Consider the following 15,015-nt stretch of genomic DNA (forward strand, 5'->3'; position numbering starts at 1 on the left):
CATAAAGGTGCAATATTCTCTTTTTTTGCACCTTTATGATGCAAGTATTCGTCTTGCTAAACATAGTCTGCCTATTATCATATTCATTACTACAGCCTCAGCATTGAAAATAATTATGTGATAATCATCACATGATAATCCTCTGTATATTATTTTCTTTACGTTACTAAAAACCATGTTTATCTGCTAATCCCTCTTTTATTACCACTCTCTTGACGCTTTTCCGCATTATCACTAAAAAATACATAATTGTTATTTTGTGAGCGCATTAACGTCATCATTAGGTTTTAACTTTTATTTTTCATAGGGTTAATCTATTTTCAGGCTAAAAATTAACACTTTCGCCCAAGCAATTCTCATGATAAAAGAGAATCAGGTAACATTTTTGTTATTTTGCTTTGGCGCCCTTCGAATGCTTCTGATAATTTCGTCGCTCCAAAAAATTTTACCGATCAGACAAAAGTGAGAACGATTTTTGCTTAAAGGCTATCGGGATGTATAAATTTAAGGTTGGCGCTGTCGAATGATTGGGATAATGAACTCGCAAAAAACTGTGATGCATTTAGCCATGAGCTTAACGCTCATTATGCCCCTCACTTACGCTGCAACGGTTCCTGATGGCATCAAGCTTGCACCTAATCAACAAATTGTTATTAACAATGGCAGTGAAGTGGCTTCACTCGATCCGCATAAAACCGAAGGTGTACCTGAATCAAATATTATTTTGAATTTACTTGATGGATTGGTGAATACCGACAACGCCGGCAATGTCGTGCCGGGCGTGGCGGAATCATGGCAAAACCAGCAGGGCAAAATCTGGGTCTTCACGCTGCGCAATAACGCCAAATGGAGCGACGGCAAACCCGTCACTGCGCAAGATTTTGTCTATAGCTGGCGCCGACTCGCCGATCCTAAAACCGCTTCGCCTTATGCAAGCTATCTGCAGGCTGCGCATTTTACGAATATAGATAATGTCCTTGATGGTAAAATGTCGTCCGATCAACTGGGTGTAAAAGCGCTAGACGATCGGCATCTGCAAATCACCTTGAGTGAGCCAGTGCCTTATTTGGTTGCCATGCTGGCACATACCGCAATGAAACCGGTCTACGCACCCGCCATAAAACAGTGGGGTGAAGCCTGGACGCGTCCAGGACATTACGTAGGCAATGGCGCTTATACCTTGAGCGACTGGGTGGTGAACGAGAAAATCGTGCTGAAGCGCAATCCGCTTTACTGGAACAACGCACGCACTGTGATTGAGCAGGGCACCTTCTTACCCATTTCTTCCGAAAACAGTGACATCAATCGCTACCGCAGTGGCGGCACTGATATCACTAACAGCGCGGTTCCGCCTGAAATGTTCAAGCGCCTGCAGGATGAGCTTGGCGATCAGGTCAAAGTCAGCCCGCTGCTCTGCACCTTCTATTACGAGATAAATAACAAGAAGCCGCCATTTAACGATCCACGCGTGCGCGCGGCCATCAAAATGACGTTAGATCGCGATATCATCGCCAATAAAGTCATGGGGCAAGGGCAAATTCCTGCCTATAGCTTCACGCCACCCTTTACCGCAGGCATGACATTATCGCCACCGGCGTGGTTTGAGCAATCACAGCAGCAACGTAACGAACAAGCGAAGAAATTGCTCGCTGAGGCCGGTTTTGATACTAAAAATCCACTGCGGTTCACGTTGCTTTATAACACGTCAGATCAAAACAAAAAGCAGGCGATTGCGGCGGCATCGATGTGGCAAAAAAATCTTGGCGCAACGGTTAATTTGCAAAATCAGGAGTGGAAAACCCTGCTCGAAACGCGTCGCCAGGCACAATACGATGTCGTTCGCGCAACATGGTGTGCGGACTACAACGAACCTTCCACATTCCTGAATATGCTGATCAGTAATGCCTCAATCAATACGGCTTTTTACAGCAACGAAAATTTTGATCGGTTAATGGCTCAATCCCTTAACGCCAGTGATGAAGCACAGCGCGCAGCGCTCTATCAGCAAGCTGAAACACAACTCGACAAAGACTCACCAATTGTGCCAGTTTACTACCGCGTTAGTGTACGTCTGGTGAAACCTTGGGTGGGCGGGTTTACCGGCACCGATCCGCAAGACATGACAGACCTGAAATACTATTTCATTAAACAACATTAAGTCGCGAATTTACCTGGCGAGACAGCCGGGAAGTTAGCGACCGTAAAGGCCACCATTCGGGGTCGATGACATCCTCAGGTGCTCACACCGAGGATCCCGGAAACGGGGACGCCAAGGCGGAACAATGCCTGGGTGAAAATAAAAAAACTGGAGTGTAATAATGAACAACATCACGAAGAAAAGCCTTATCGCAGCAGGTGTGTTCGCGGCGATGAGCGCGCTGGCAGGGAACGCTGTTCAGGCGGCATCAGTGCCATCTGGCGTTGAATTAGCGGCAAAGCAAGAACTGATTAAGGGTAATGGCGATGAAGTTCAGTCGCTGGATCCGCACAAAATTGAAGGCGTACCTGAATCAAACGTTAACCGCGATTTGTTAGAAGGTCTGTTGATCAGTGATGTTCAGGGCAAACCTGTTCCGGGCGTGGCTGAAAGCTGGGAAAATAAAGAGGCTAAAGTCTGGACTTTCCATCTCCGTAAAGACGCCAAATGGTCTAACGGTGAGCCTGTTACCGCACAAGATTTCGTCTTTAGCTGGCAGCGCCTGGCCGATCCAAAAACGGCTTCCCCTTACGCCAGCTATTTGCAGTACGGCCATCTGCTGAATGTTGATGACATCATTGCAGGCAAAAAAAGCCGTCTGAGCTGGGCGTAAAAGCCATTGATGACCACACGCTGGAAGTCACGTTGAGCGAAGGTGTGCCTTATTTCTATAAGCTGCTCATTCATCCCTCTATGTCACCTGTATACAAGCCAGCAATTGAAAAGTTTGGTGATCAGTGGACTCAGCCGCAAAACTGGATCGGCAACGGTGCATTTAAGCTGGAATCACACATTATCAACGAACGTATTACGCTGGTTCGTAACCCGCAGTATTGGGACAACGCCCATACTGTGCTGAATAAAGTGACATTCCTGCCAATCTCTTCAGAAGTCAGCGATGTTAACCGCTACTTCTCAGATAACGGCAGTGATATGACTTATAACAACATGCCTATCGAGCTGTTCAAAAAGCTACAGCGTGACAATGGCAAAGAGCTGCATGTTGATCCTTATCTCTGTACTTACTATTACGAAATCAATAACCAGAAAGCGCCGTTTACCGATCCACGCGTTCGTGCTGCGCTGAAGCTGGGTATCGATCGTGACATCATCGTAAATAAAGTCCTGGCGCAAGGCCAGATGCCGGCTTACAGCTTCACGCCTCCGGCAACCGACGGCATGGATATTCTGCCGCCAGACTGGTTCAAATGGCCGCAAGAAAAACGTAATGAAGAAGCGAAAAAATTGTTAGCCGAAGCGGGTTACACGGCGGATAAGCCGTTGACCTTCAACCTGCTGTACAACACCTCCGATTTGCATAAGAAATTGGCAATCGCAGCATCTTCTATCTGGAAGAAAAACATTGGCGTTAACATCAAGCTGGAAAATCAGGAATGGAAAACCTTCCTGGATACGCGTCATCAGGGGAATTTTGACGTTTCACGCGCGGCATGGTGTGCTGACTACAATGAACCGACTTCATTCCTGAACATTATGTTGTCAGACAGCAGCAACAACACCTCGCATTACAAGAGTGCTGACTTTGATAAAGCGGTACATGAAGCCTTAAGCGCAGCAGATGACAAAGCGCGCGCGGCTGATTATCAGCAAGCTGAACAGGTTCTTGATAAAGATTCAGTGATTGTACCGCTGTTCTATTACGTGAACGCGCGTCTGGTGAAACCTTATGTCGGTGGTTATACCGGTAAAGATCCACTGGACAACGTCTACGACAAAAACTTGTATATCATTAAACATTAATAGCACACAGGCTATCGGCAGCGGCGGCGCTTCTCGCGCCGCCTTTTTTAGTTTTATTGCGTTGTGAAGCAACAGCCTGGTGGATACGGCAATGTTAAAATTCATTCTGCGTCGATTGCTTGAAGCAATCCCGACGCTCTTCGTCTTGATTACGATCTCATTTTTTATGATGCGTCTGGCGCCCGGCAGCCCATTCAGCGGCGAGCGCACATTATCGCCAGAAGTCATGGCCAACATTGAGGCGAAATATCACCTCAACGATCCGATCGGTAAGCAATATCTGGATTATCTGGTTCAGCTCGGTCATGGCGACTTTGGCCCATCATTTAAATACAAAGATTACTCCGTGAACTACCTTGTCGCCCACGCCTTCCCGGTTTCGGCCAAGCTTGGACTGGCGGCCTTTTTGCTGGCAATGGTGCTGGGTGTGACGGCGGGTGTGGTCGCCGCTTTGCGGCAAAACAGCCTATGGGATTACGCCGTGATGGGGGTGGCAATGACCGGCGTGGTGATACCCAGTTTTGTGGTCGCGCCGCTGCTGGTCTTGGTATTCGCGATCACGCTGAAGTGGTTACCGGGTGGTGGCTGGAACGGCGGACAATGGAACTACATGCTGCTGCCGATGGTAGCCCTTTCGCTGGCTTACATCGCCAGCATCGCGCGTATTACCCGTGGTTCGATGATTGAAGTCATGCACTCTAACTTTATTCGTACTGCCCGCGCCAAAGGCTTGCCGCTGCACCGTATCGTTTTACGGCATGCGCTGAAACCCGCACTGCTGCCTGTTATCTCCTATATGGGACCGGCTTTTGTCGGCATCATCACCGGTTCAATGGTGATCGAGTCTATTTACGGTCTGCCAGGCATAGGCCAGCTGTTCGTCAATGGCGCATTAAACCGCGATTACTCGCTGGTCATGAGCCTGACGATTCTGGTCGGTGTGCTTACCATTGTATTTAACGCGATTGTCGACGTGCTTTATGCCGTCATCGATCCAAAAATTCGCTACTGATTCTGGAGTTCGCCATGATGTTGAGTAAGAAAAACAGCGAAGCTCTTGATGCATTCAGTGAAAAACTGGAAGTAGAAGGGCGCAGCCTTTGGCAGGATGCGCGTCGCCGCTTTATCCATAACCGTGCAGCATTGATCAGTTTGTTGGTTCTGCTGTTGATCACGCTGTTTGTCATCATTGCACCGATGCTGTCGCAGTTCGCCTATGACGACACCGATTGGGGCATGATGTCCGCAACGCCAGACACCACGTCAGGACACTGGTTTGGCACCGACTCTTCGGGACGTGACTTGTTAGTGCGCGTTGCCATTGGCGGTCGAATTTCCTTGATGGTAGGGATTGCTTCCGCGTTGATCGCGGTGATTGTCGGCACGTTATACGGTTCGGTTGCCGGTTATCTCGGCGGGAAAACTGACTCGGTCATGATGCGTATTCTTGAAATACTGAACTCATTTCCGTTCATGTTCTTCGTCATTTTGCTGGTGACTTTCTTTGGCCGTAACATTTTGCTGATCTTTGCCGCCATCGGCATGGTTTCATGGCTGGATATGGCACGTATTGTACGTGGTCAAACCTTGGGACTAAAACGCAAAGAGTTCATAGAAGCGGCGCATGTTGGCGGCGTCTCAACGTACAACATTGTGTTACGTCATATCGTGCCGAACGTGCTTGGCGTGGTGGTGGTGTACGCCTCTTTGCTGGTACCGAGTATGATTCTGTTCGAATCATTCCTGAGCTTCCTCGGTTTAGGTACGCAAGAGCCGCTCAGCAGTTGGGGTGCGTTGCTCAGTGACGGCGCCAATTCAATGGAAGTCTCTCCGTGGCTGCTGTTTTTCCCGGCGGGTTTCCTGGTCGTTACGCTGTTTTGTTTTAACTTTATCGGCGATGGCCTGCGTGATGCCCTCGACCCGAAAGATCGTTAAGGAATTTCCCGATGACTATTCATGAATTTCAGCCAGCCCTGGCTGCCCGTTCGGGAAGTGATCTGCTGTTAGATGTTAAAGATTTACGCGTCACCTTCGATACGCATGATGGCGATGTCACCGCCGTTAATGACCTGAATTTCTCACTGCGTGCTGGCGAAACGCTGGGTATTGTCGGCGAGTCTGGTTCAGGCAAATCACAAACCGCTTTTGCATTAATGGGGCTGTTGGCGAAAAACGGCCGCATCGGCGGTTCGGCGATGTTCAACGGCAATGAGATTCTCAATCTGCCCGAGAAAAAGCTAAATAAACTGCGTGCCGAGCAGATTGCCATGATCTTTCAGGATCCCATGACGTCGCTCAATCCCTATATGCGCGTGGGTGAGCAGTTGATGGAAGTGCTCAAACTACACAAGGGCATGAACAGCGCACAGGCGTTTGAAGAGTCAGTGCGCATGCTAGACGCAGTAAAAATGCCGGAAGCGCGCAAGCGCATGAAGATGTATCCGCATGAGTTTTCTGGTGGTATGCGTCAGCGCGTCATGATCGCTATGGCGCTGATGTGTCGTCCAAAGTTGCTGATTGCAGATGAACCTACTACAGCGTTGGATGTGACAGTGCAAGCGCAGATCATGACGTTGCTGAACGATCTGAAGCGTGAGTTCAACACGGCCATTATCATGATCACCCATGATCTGGGTGTCGTGGCCGGGATCTGCGACAAAGTGCTGGTCATGTATGCCGGACGTACCATGGAATATGGTCGTGCGCGCGATGTGTTCTATAAACCGGCACACCCTTATTCGATTGGCCTGCTCAATGCCGTTCCGCGTCTGGATGCAGAAGGTGAGAGCCTGACGACCATCCCAGGCAATCCACCCAATCTGCTGCGCCTACCGCAAGGTTGTCCGTTCCAGCCGCGCTGTCCTCACGCCATGGACATCTGTACCCAAGCGCCGCCGCTATTACCGTTTGAAGAGGGACGTTTACGCGCCTGCTTCAAACCGGTGGAGGAATTAGTATGAGCACCATAGCTGAGAAAAGAGTGTTGCTTGAAATCGCCGATCTGAAGGTGCATTTCGATATCAAAGATGGCAAACAGTGGTTCTGGCAGCCATCAAAAAGCTTAAAAGCGGTGGACGGCGTCAGCCTGCGTTTGTACGAAGGCGAGACGCTGGGCGTGGTCGGAGAGTCAGGCTGTGGCAAATCCACCTTAGCGCGTGCGATCATCGGCTTGGTAAAAGCCACAGATGGCCGCGTTGCGTGGTTAGGGCGCGACCTGCTGGGACAAAGTGAAGAGGAGTGGCGTAAAGCCCGCAGCGATATCCAGATGATTTTCCAGGATCCGCTGGCTTCACTGAACCCGCGCATGACCATTGGCGACATCATTGCTGAGCCGCTGCGCACCTATCATCCCAAAATGGCGCGTCAGGAAGTCAAAGATCGCGTCAAAAATATGATGATGAAAGTAGGGTTACTGCCAAACCTGATAAACCGTTATCCGCATGAATTTTCAGGCGGCCAATGTCAGCGTATTGGTATTGCGCGTGCGCTGATTCTTGAGCCAAAACTGATCATTTGTGATGAGCCGGTTTCAGCGCTCGACGTGTCAATTCAGGCGCAGGTGGTCAACCTGCTACAGCAGTTACAACGTGAAATGGGCTTGTCACTGATCTTTATTGCGCACGACTTGGCCGTCGTGAAGCATATTTCCGATCGTGTCCTGGTGATGTATCTCGGACATGCTGTGGAATTAGGCACTTACGATGAGGTTTATAGCAATCCGCAGCATCCTTACACCAAAGCGTTGATGTCAGCGGTGCCCATTCCCGACCCGGATCTGGAAAAGAACAAGCAGATTCAATTGCTGGAAGGTGAGCTGCCTTCGCCAATTAATCCGCCATCCGGCTGCGTATTTCGCACCCGATGCCCGATTGCTGGACCAGAGTGCGCGAAAACGCGTCCATTACTGGAAGGCAGTTTCCGCCATGCTGTCTCTTGCCTCAAGGTCGACCCGTTATAAAACAAAACGCCGGGCAGTTGCCCGGCGTTTCTTCATCATTGGCGCTTATTCACGCCACAAGATATGGCACAGTTTATTGTCTTTCTCGCGGCACAGCAGAACGCGCGCAAACACATCAGTGATCGGTTCACCGTCCGCTTCACCTAATCCGATCACGACTTCTGCGAAGAAGTCTGGATTCAAATCGTAATCAACATGTTCAGACCAGTCTTCAGACGGATCGAACAATTCTGCGCCGCCACGCTCTTCGAATTGTAAATTGAAGAGGATGATATCCGCCGGATCGAGGTTGTCACCTGCCAGTTCGAGAAAAATATCGTAAGCCTGTTCCAGGGTTTCGTCTTCGGTAAGGCGATTATTTAAATCCATGATCTATCCCGTTGCCCAAGGGCGTTTACACAATTTTGCTCGTTTTACAGTAAAGGACTAAAGAAGTAAAACAGTCGTTCAACGATACGTTGCCACCAGGCACGTTTCGCCCAGCGCTTGCCATCCAGCAGTCTTGAGCGGGCGATGTAATCATCCTGAACACAAGCAAGGTCGCTGCCAAAGCCTGCATCATCGACCACTAAGGTGATCTCAAAGTTGAGCCATAAGCTGCGCATATCCAGGTTAACCGTACCGACCAGGCTGAGTTGCCCATCAACCAGCACGCTTTTGGTATGCAGCAAGCCATCCTCAAACTGATAAATCTTAACACCCGCTTCCAGTAACTCACTGAAAAAGGCGCGGCTGGCCCAGCCTACCAGCAGTGAATCATTGTGGCGTGGTACCACAATGCTAACATTCACGCCACGTAAAGCTGCGGTGCAGATCGCATGTAACAGATCGTCGCTGGGCACGAAGTAGGGCGTGGTCATGATCAATTGCTCACGCGCGGAGTAAACTGCGGTTAACAAAGCCTGATGAATCATGTCCTCGGGAAAACCTGGACCCGAGGCGATAACTTGTACCGTGTGACCACTCTCTTTTTCGAAAGGCATGATGTTGCGATCGGGCGGCGGCGGAAGAATGCGTTTGCCGGTCTCAATTTCCCAGTCACAGCTAAAGACAATGCCCATTGCGGTAGCCACGGGGCCTTCCATGCGCGCCATCAAATCGACCCATTGTCCTACGCCTGCGTCCTGTTTGAAAAAGCGTGGGTCCACCAGATTCATGCTACCGGTGTAAGCAATATAGTTGTCGATTAATACTACTTTGCGGTGCTGGCGGAGATCCATACGGCGCAGAAACACACGCAACAAGCTGACCTGCAACGCTTCGACCACATCAATGCCCGCATTGCGCATCATACCTACCCAAGGGCTGCGGAAGAACGTTACGCTGCCCGCTGAATCCAGCATCAGACGGCAATGTACGCCACGCCGTGAGGCAGCCATCAAGGACTCAGCAACTTCATCCGCCAGGCCACCGGGATGCCAGATATAGAACACCATTTCAATGTTATGACGAGCGAGCTGAATATCACGAATCAGCGCCTGCATGACTTCATCGGAGCTGGTTAACAGCTGTAGCTGGTTGCCTTTTACGCCTGCAATGCCCTGACGGTTTTGACACAGCTGAAAAAGTGAGCGTGCTACGTCGCTGTGTTCGGTGGCAAATATTTCACGGCATTGTTTAAGATCGTTCAGCCACCTTGCGGTTGAAGGCCACATGGTGCGCGCACGCTCGGCGCGCCGTTTACCTAAATGTAGCTCGCCGAACGACAGATAAGCGATAATGCCAACCAACGGCAGAATATAGATAATTAACAGCCAGGCCATGGCTGAAGTCACGGCACGACGCTTCATCAGTACTCGCAGCGTGACTCCGGCAATCAGTAGCCAGTAGCCAAACAGCAATAACCAACTGATAAGCGTGTAAAAAGTGGTCATTAAGTGGACGTCCTGTTCGCGCTTTGGTCTGAGAAGTTTACGTGCAGATGTCGGTCAGTGAAACCCTTTATCGTTGACCCTTCACGATAAGAGATACGATTTGGCATTGGCGTACAGATCTCTATAATGCGTCCGCGTGATATCGAAGTCAGAGAGGAAGTCATGAGACGAAGCAAAAATGAAGTAGCTCGCTGGAGAATGTTACGTCAGGCTCACCGCCGCCGCTCGCGTTGGCTGGAAGGGCAGTCACGACGCTATAAGCGCATTCACGGCATTCGGCATCAACTTGCTCAGCAGCAACGTCGTTCCATTCTGTTCATTACGCAAATTTTATAAAATAAAAAAGCCGCACGATGCGGCTTTTTTATTAATGTCCGGTCATCACTAATTTTAGGTTGACCAGCTGTAGCGCGGCGGCAAGAACAATCAGCATGACAATCAAATGCTTTCTACGCTTCCAGCCATGTTTGCGCCACAGCATAATCGCTGAGCCAATCAGTACAGCAATAACCAACAGCAGCGCCAAAATAACCATTTGCATAATGCAGAGCCCAATCAAAAAAATGGCTTCTGCGCTGATGCTCAGAAGCCATTTTTATATAATGCGGAAATTAAAAAACGCGTTTGAACGGCTTTACCGCAACGTTCTTATATACGCCTGCGGCAATGTAAGGATCATCTTCAGCCCAGGATTGAGCGGTTTCCAGTGATGGAAACTCAGCGATAACCGTTGAACCCGTAAAACCCGCTACACCCGGATCGTTGCTGTCAACAGCGGGCATGGGTCCAGCAATGATCAGGCGACCTTCTTCATGCAGCAGTTTCAGGCGTGCGAGATGTGCAGGGCGCACGGCGTTACGTTTTTCCAGTGAGTCGGCATTGTCTTCTGCATAAATGACGTAAAGCACTTGGTAGCTCCGATTAATTCTTCTGAATTTCGCAACACGTTAAGTGATCGTTAATCAGAGTGCAAACGAAAGAAGAGATGCGCAACTTTAGTGAGCATCCAGGGTTTAAAAAACGCTTTTCTTTCAACCTGGCTACAGCAGTTATTGAAACTGATTGCTATTTGCATTTAAAATCGCTGCTTCACTCAATGACTGCGATTGTTATGACCACGCTGACTATGCCATTACCAAAACGCACGCCGATTTCCATGTTACTTTCCGTTGCATTACACGGCGCGGTGATTGCAGGCGTCCTTTATGCCTCGTATAACCAGGTTATTGAAGTTCCTAAGGCGTCGCAGCCGATCAGCGTAACGATGGTGGCTCCCGAAGTGCAGCCTGAACCGGCACCTGCTGTTGTACAACCGCCACAACCGGAACCGCAACCTGAGCCAGAGCCTGAACCGGTTCCTGAGCCACAGCCTGCGCCGGAACCGCCTAAGCCTGTGCCCGTTCCCATTCCTAAGCCCGAACCGAAGCCGAAGCCGAAGCCGAAACCTAAGCCAGAGCACAAACGCGAGCAGCCGAAGCGCGAAGTGAAACCGCGTCAGGAAAGCAAACCGCAGGCGAATCCCTTTAAGCAAGAGACGCCGACAACACAAACTAAGCCGACTACTGCGCCTAAAACGAATCCTGCGCCGACACAATCGGTCTCAAATGGACCCAAAGCGCTGAATGTCAGCAAACCTGCTTATCCCGCACGTGCTTTTGCGTTGCGTATAGAAGGGCGCGTTCGTGTGCAGTTTGATGTGGATAGCGATGGCCGCGTTGATAACATCCGCGTGCTCTCAGCGGAGCCGCGTAATATGTTTGAGCGAGAAGTGAAGCAGGCGATGAAGAAGTGGCGTTATCAGAGTGGTCGTCCGGGACAAAATTTGACCATGAATATCGTGTTCAAAATGAACGGTGGCGCAAGTATCGAATAACCGTTCTTTATTGAGGATGGGGTAATGTGGGGGATGTCCGACAGTTAACGCGTTTTTCTTTTAACCATCGGACTCTCCTTCCCAGACTCGGACGTTGAGAGTTTTCAACCTTATCCGTTAGATTTCGCCAGCACAGTTTATTTCAACGTCACTCAGGCATGGGGTTGCTGATTGGCTCGGCCTTGCGGCAGCGGACGAGAGTTTCCTTCATTATCCACCGCAACATAAATAAACACCGCTTCCGTCGCGCAATATGTCTGGCCAATCGGTTCTGACGAGACTTTCTTGATCCATACCTGAACGTTAATCGTCATGGAGCTGTTGCCAGTGCGAATGCAATTGGCATGGCAGCTCACGACATCTCCCACAGCGACCGGCTTGAGGAACGTCATACCGTCCACACGCACTGTCACTACGCGTCCTTCTGCAATTTCCTTAGCCAAAATTGCGCCGCCCATGTCCATCTGCGACATGAGCCAGCCACCAAATATATCGCCATTGGCATTGGTATCCGCCGGCATGGCTAAGGTACGCAACACCATTTCGCCTTGCGGCAACTTATGCTTATCGTCCATTGCTTCAGTTTCTTATGCAGGTGATGGCGGCAGGCGCCAAAAATTGCCCGGCGCGTACCGGGCGAATCATTATTTTTGTTCTTGCGGCATCTGTCGCCAGATGTAGAGTCCGCTGAATAAGGTAAACAGCAGGGTAAGGCCGGTCAAACCAAACACTTTAAAGTTAACCCAAACTTCCTGAGGCAACCAAAAGGCCACATAAATATTTGCCAGGCCGCACATCAGGAAGAATATCGCCCAGGCAACATTCAAGCGACGCCAGATGGGGCCAGGAAGCTGCAGTTCTTTACCTAACATGCTCTGGATCAGCGGTTGTTTCATGAAAAATTGGCTAAACAGCAATGCCAGCGCGAACAGGCTGTAAATCACCGTTACTTTCCATTTAATGAACTCATCGTTATGGAAAACCAGGGTCAATGTGCCAAACACTGCAACCAGCACAAAGGTAAAGATAGTCATTTTCTCTAGCTTGCGATACAGCACCCAGCTAACAACCAAGGCTAAGCCTGTCGCAACGATCAGCGCGCCGGAGGCGACAAAGATGTCGTACATCTTGTAGAAAACGAAAAAAACCACCAAGGGAAGAAAATCGAGTAACTGCTTCATAGTCATTCCAGTAAAGGCAGAGGCGTTAGTTGATGCGCCCGCAGGCGCACCCACAATTAACGTAACAGCATATAGAGCCGGTACAGGTAGATAATCAAGACAACGGAAACCAGATTGCCCACTGCGGTCAGCATTACTGAAGTTACATTTACCGGCAGCACGGTCAAAGAGGAGAAGAAGAACATAACCGCGATTTTTGCCAGCAGCCAAAGAATAATAGCCGGAGCAATGAGCTTCATATTCTGCCACGCCATACGCATGCTGGCGCGCATAGACGCGAATACACCCATATTTTCACTGGCTAACATCACAGGTGCCAGCGAAAACAGAATCGCAAAAATCACGCCCGGGATTAAAACCACCATGAAGCCGAGTTGAACCAGCAAGGTGATGAGGAAGGTTTGCAGTAACAGCTTCGGCAGCAGCGGTGCAGAGGCACCAATTGCACGTAAGGCGCTAACGCGTTGACCGGAAGAGACCATTGGGATCAGGCACAGCATGCCACCTAACAGCAAGGCGTTGCCCACCAGCGCGGCAAAGGTGCCCGCGGCGGAAGCGCGAAGTAATACACGCTGCTGTTCGGGTGACATATTCTGAACCATGTCAAACAGAGAAGTGGCGCTGGAATCGCCTTGTTGCAAAATCGCCAATTGATCTTCACCGGGCGTCATTACGTGCGCCAGCATGACCGTGATAAAAGCGGTCAACAGCGACATCAGCACGACAGTTAATAACTGGTGGCGAAAAAATTTCCAGTGTCACGGTATAACGAGCTTGCCGTGATAGACATGTACACTCCTTGGAGAAACCGGGTTGATTAACCCGGCGATTGTACATGTTCTGGCAGCTCGCTGGCACCCGCCGCGGCATAACTTTCTGTCATCACAGGTAAAGATGGGTGAAAAAGTGCTGGAAGACCGTGACGCGCTCTGGCGCGATCGCAGGCTTCGTTCCACTCACCATTTTCACCGGACATGGCAAACTCTCGACAAGGTGTTGGCCGCTGTTCATAAATACCGCAAGAAACGCACCCGCCGATTTCACCCTCTAACGCGATACAGCGTGGTGTACGCGTATTGGTGCCGATCATGTTGCGCATCAACAGGCTGAGAGGTTCAGTTAATTCAGTGGGCACAACGCCGCCCGCGTCTTGAGCTTCAGCCCAGTAAAAAGAGACACGGAAGTGGGCGCAGCAGGCGCCACAGCTGATACATGGATTTGTTATTTCGCTCATTTGATCGCCAGCTACTCCTGAGCATCGAACCAAAATCACCAGAGAAGATAAGCAAAATAAGCGGGGGCAAATTTTTCAGCAAGCTCTATTTTCAACATCATGGCTCCGTCTAAATTGATCTAAATCAATCCTTTGTTTTTTAAGCAAATTAGTCGAAATGATTTGGATGCATTTTTCAAAAAATCGCGTTAAACCTTTGCCGACAAATAAATGACAACATCTCCCCACGATTAAAATTCTGCAAAGGAGCGACCATGAAACTGGCAAAATGCGCGATGCTACTGACTCTGGTATTACCTCAACTGGCACTGGCTCATCAGGCTGGCGATTTTTTTATGCGTGCAGGCAGCGCAACCGTACGACCAACCGAAGGATCGGATAATGTGCTGGGCATGGGATCATTCTCCGCCAGCAATGATACGCAGCTTGGCCTGACTTTTACCTATATGGCAACGGATAACATTGGCGTGGAACTACTTGCAGCGACGCCGTTCCGCCACAAAGTGGGTCTGGGACCAACCGGCACGTTGGCCACGGTGCGCCAGTTGCCGCCAACGCTGATGGCGCAATACTATTTTTTGACAGCAAAAGCAAAGCGCGCCCCTATATCGGCGTAGGTATTAACTACACCACTTTTTATGATGCCGATTTTAATAACACTGGACGCGATGCCGGATTAACTGATTTGAGCGTTAAAGATTCGTGGGGTATGGCAGGACAAGTTGGATTGGATTACCAGATTAACCGCGACTGGATGCTGAATGCTTCGGTGTGGTACATGGATATTGATACAGAAGTGAAGTTTAAAGCAGGCGGTGAGCAGCAGAACATTAATATGCGTATCGATCCTTGGGTATTTTTCTTCGGTGCGGGTTACCGTTTCTGATAAAAGAAAAAGGCCGCTTTTCATAGCGGCCTTTTTAGTGGTGAACAATGT

General features: G+C 49.7%; 14 protein-coding genes and 3 pseudogenes. 9 read left to right on the plus strand and 8 right to left on the minus strand.

Going from position 1 to position 15,015, the window contains the following annotated elements; all coding sequences use genetic code 11:
- Window positions 1-535: 535 nt before the first annotated feature.
- From KQP84_RS11790 to oppF, 6 genes and pseudogenes are all read left to right on the plus strand, one after another.
- Entirely contained in the window at window positions 536-2,158 is a 1,623-nt protein-coding gene (locus KQP84_RS11790; protein WP_215846675.1) for an ABC transporter substrate-binding protein, read from the plus strand.
- Window positions 2,159-2,318: 160 nt separating this feature from the next.
- A pseudogene (oppA, locus tag KQP84_RS11795) lies at window positions 2,319-3,958 on the plus strand (oligopeptide ABC transporter substrate-binding protein OppA).
- A 91-nt stretch (window positions 3,959-4,049) separates the two neighbouring features.
- Entirely contained in the window at window positions 4,050-4,970 is a 921-nt protein-coding gene (oppB, locus tag KQP84_RS11800; RefSeq protein WP_215846676.1) for an oligopeptide ABC transporter permease OppB, read from the plus strand.
- Between the two features lie 14 nt (window positions 4,971-4,984).
- Window positions 4,985-5,893, plus strand: a complete 909-nt coding sequence (oppC, locus tag KQP84_RS11805; protein ID WP_215846677.1) for an oligopeptide ABC transporter permease OppC — start codon at window positions 4,985-4,987, stop codon at window positions 5,891-5,893.
- An 11-nt stretch (window positions 5,894-5,904) separates the two neighbouring features.
- A complete protein-coding gene (locus tag KQP84_RS11810; RefSeq protein ID WP_215846678.1) occupies window positions 5,905-6,918 on the plus strand; it encodes an ABC transporter ATP-binding protein in 1,014 nt (337 codons plus the stop codon).
- Complete coding sequence (oppF, locus tag KQP84_RS11815) at window positions 6,915-7,916, plus strand: murein tripeptide/oligopeptide ABC transporter ATP binding protein OppF (protein ID WP_215846679.1); 1,002 nt, start codon at window positions 6,915-6,917, stop codon at window positions 7,914-7,916. The genes KQP84_RS11810 and oppF overlap by 4 nt, the downstream gene beginning before the upstream one ends.
- A gap of 45 nt (window positions 7,917-7,961) precedes the next feature.
- On the opposite strand, the gene KQP84_RS11820 is transcribed toward oppF, so the two are convergent.
- Complete coding sequence (locus KQP84_RS11820) at window positions 7,962-8,285, minus strand: HI1450 family dsDNA-mimic protein (protein WP_215846680.1); 324 nt, start codon at window positions 8,283-8,285, stop codon at window positions 7,962-7,964.
- 44 nt (window positions 8,286-8,329) lie between these two features.
- The gene (gene cls / locus KQP84_RS11825; RefSeq protein WP_215846681.1) at window positions 8,330-9,790 is read right to left on the minus strand and encodes a cardiolipin synthase; all 1,461 of its coding nucleotides are present in this window, start codon (window positions 9,788-9,790) and stop codon (window positions 8,330-8,332) included.
- A 162-nt stretch (window positions 9,791-9,952) separates the two neighbouring features.
- Here cls and KQP84_RS11830 point away from each other — a divergent pair, with 162 nt between their 5' ends.
- Window positions 9,953-10,126: a YciY family protein gene (locus KQP84_RS11830; RefSeq protein ID WP_215846682.1), complete on the plus strand. Its 174-nt coding sequence runs from the start codon at window positions 9,953-9,955 to the stop codon at window positions 10,124-10,126.
- 31 nt (window positions 10,127-10,157) lie between these two features.
- Here KQP84_RS11830 and KQP84_RS11835 read toward each other — a convergent pair whose 3' ends face one another.
- Window positions 10,158-10,331: a hypothetical protein gene (locus KQP84_RS11835; protein ID WP_215846683.1), complete on the minus strand. Its 174-nt coding sequence runs from the start codon at window positions 10,329-10,331 to the stop codon at window positions 10,158-10,160.
- A 70-nt stretch (window positions 10,332-10,401) separates the two neighbouring features.
- Complete coding sequence (locus KQP84_RS11840; protein WP_215846684.1) at window positions 10,402-10,698, minus strand: YciI family protein; 297 nt, start codon at window positions 10,696-10,698, stop codon at window positions 10,402-10,404.
- A gap of 203 nt (window positions 10,699-10,901) precedes the next feature.
- On the opposite strand from KQP84_RS11840, the gene tonB reads away from it, so the two are divergent.
- Entirely contained in the window at window positions 10,902-11,663 is a 762-nt protein-coding gene (tonB, locus tag KQP84_RS11845) for a TonB system transport protein TonB (protein WP_215848271.1), read from the plus strand.
- 152 nt (window positions 11,664-11,815) lie between these two features.
- On the opposite strand, the gene yciA is transcribed toward tonB, so the two are convergent.
- The 4 genes and pseudogenes from yciA to KQP84_RS11865 form a co-directional block, all read right to left on the minus strand.
- The gene (gene yciA, locus KQP84_RS11850; RefSeq protein WP_215846685.1) at window positions 11,816-12,238 is read right to left on the minus strand and encodes an acyl-CoA thioester hydrolase YciA; all 423 of its coding nucleotides are present in this window, start codon (window positions 12,236-12,238) and stop codon (window positions 11,816-11,818) included.
- Between the two features lie 69 nt (window positions 12,239-12,307).
- Entirely contained in the window at window positions 12,308-12,844 is a 537-nt protein-coding gene (locus KQP84_RS11855; RefSeq protein ID WP_215846686.1) for a septation protein A, read from the minus strand.
- Between the two features lie 56 nt (window positions 12,845-12,900).
- Window positions 12,901-13,634, minus strand: a pseudogene (locus tag KQP84_RS11860) (YciC family protein).
- Window positions 13,635-13,661: 27 nt separating this feature from the next.
- Window positions 13,662-14,078 (minus strand): YkgJ family cysteine cluster protein, encoded by a 417-nt coding sequence (locus KQP84_RS11865; RefSeq protein WP_215846687.1) that lies wholly within the window; start codon window positions 14,076-14,078, stop codon window positions 13,662-13,664.
- Between the two features lie 254 nt (window positions 14,079-14,332).
- Between KQP84_RS11865 and ompW the strand changes: the two are divergent.
- A pseudogene (ompW, locus tag KQP84_RS11870) lies at window positions 14,333-14,964 on the plus strand (outer membrane protein OmpW).
- Window positions 14,965-15,015 lie beyond the last annotated feature (51 nt).

The organism is Candidatus Pantoea bituminis (assembly GCF_018842675.1).
GTDB classification, from domain to species: Bacteria; Pseudomonadota; Gammaproteobacteria; order Enterobacterales; family Enterobacteriaceae; genus Pantoea; species Pantoea phytostimulans.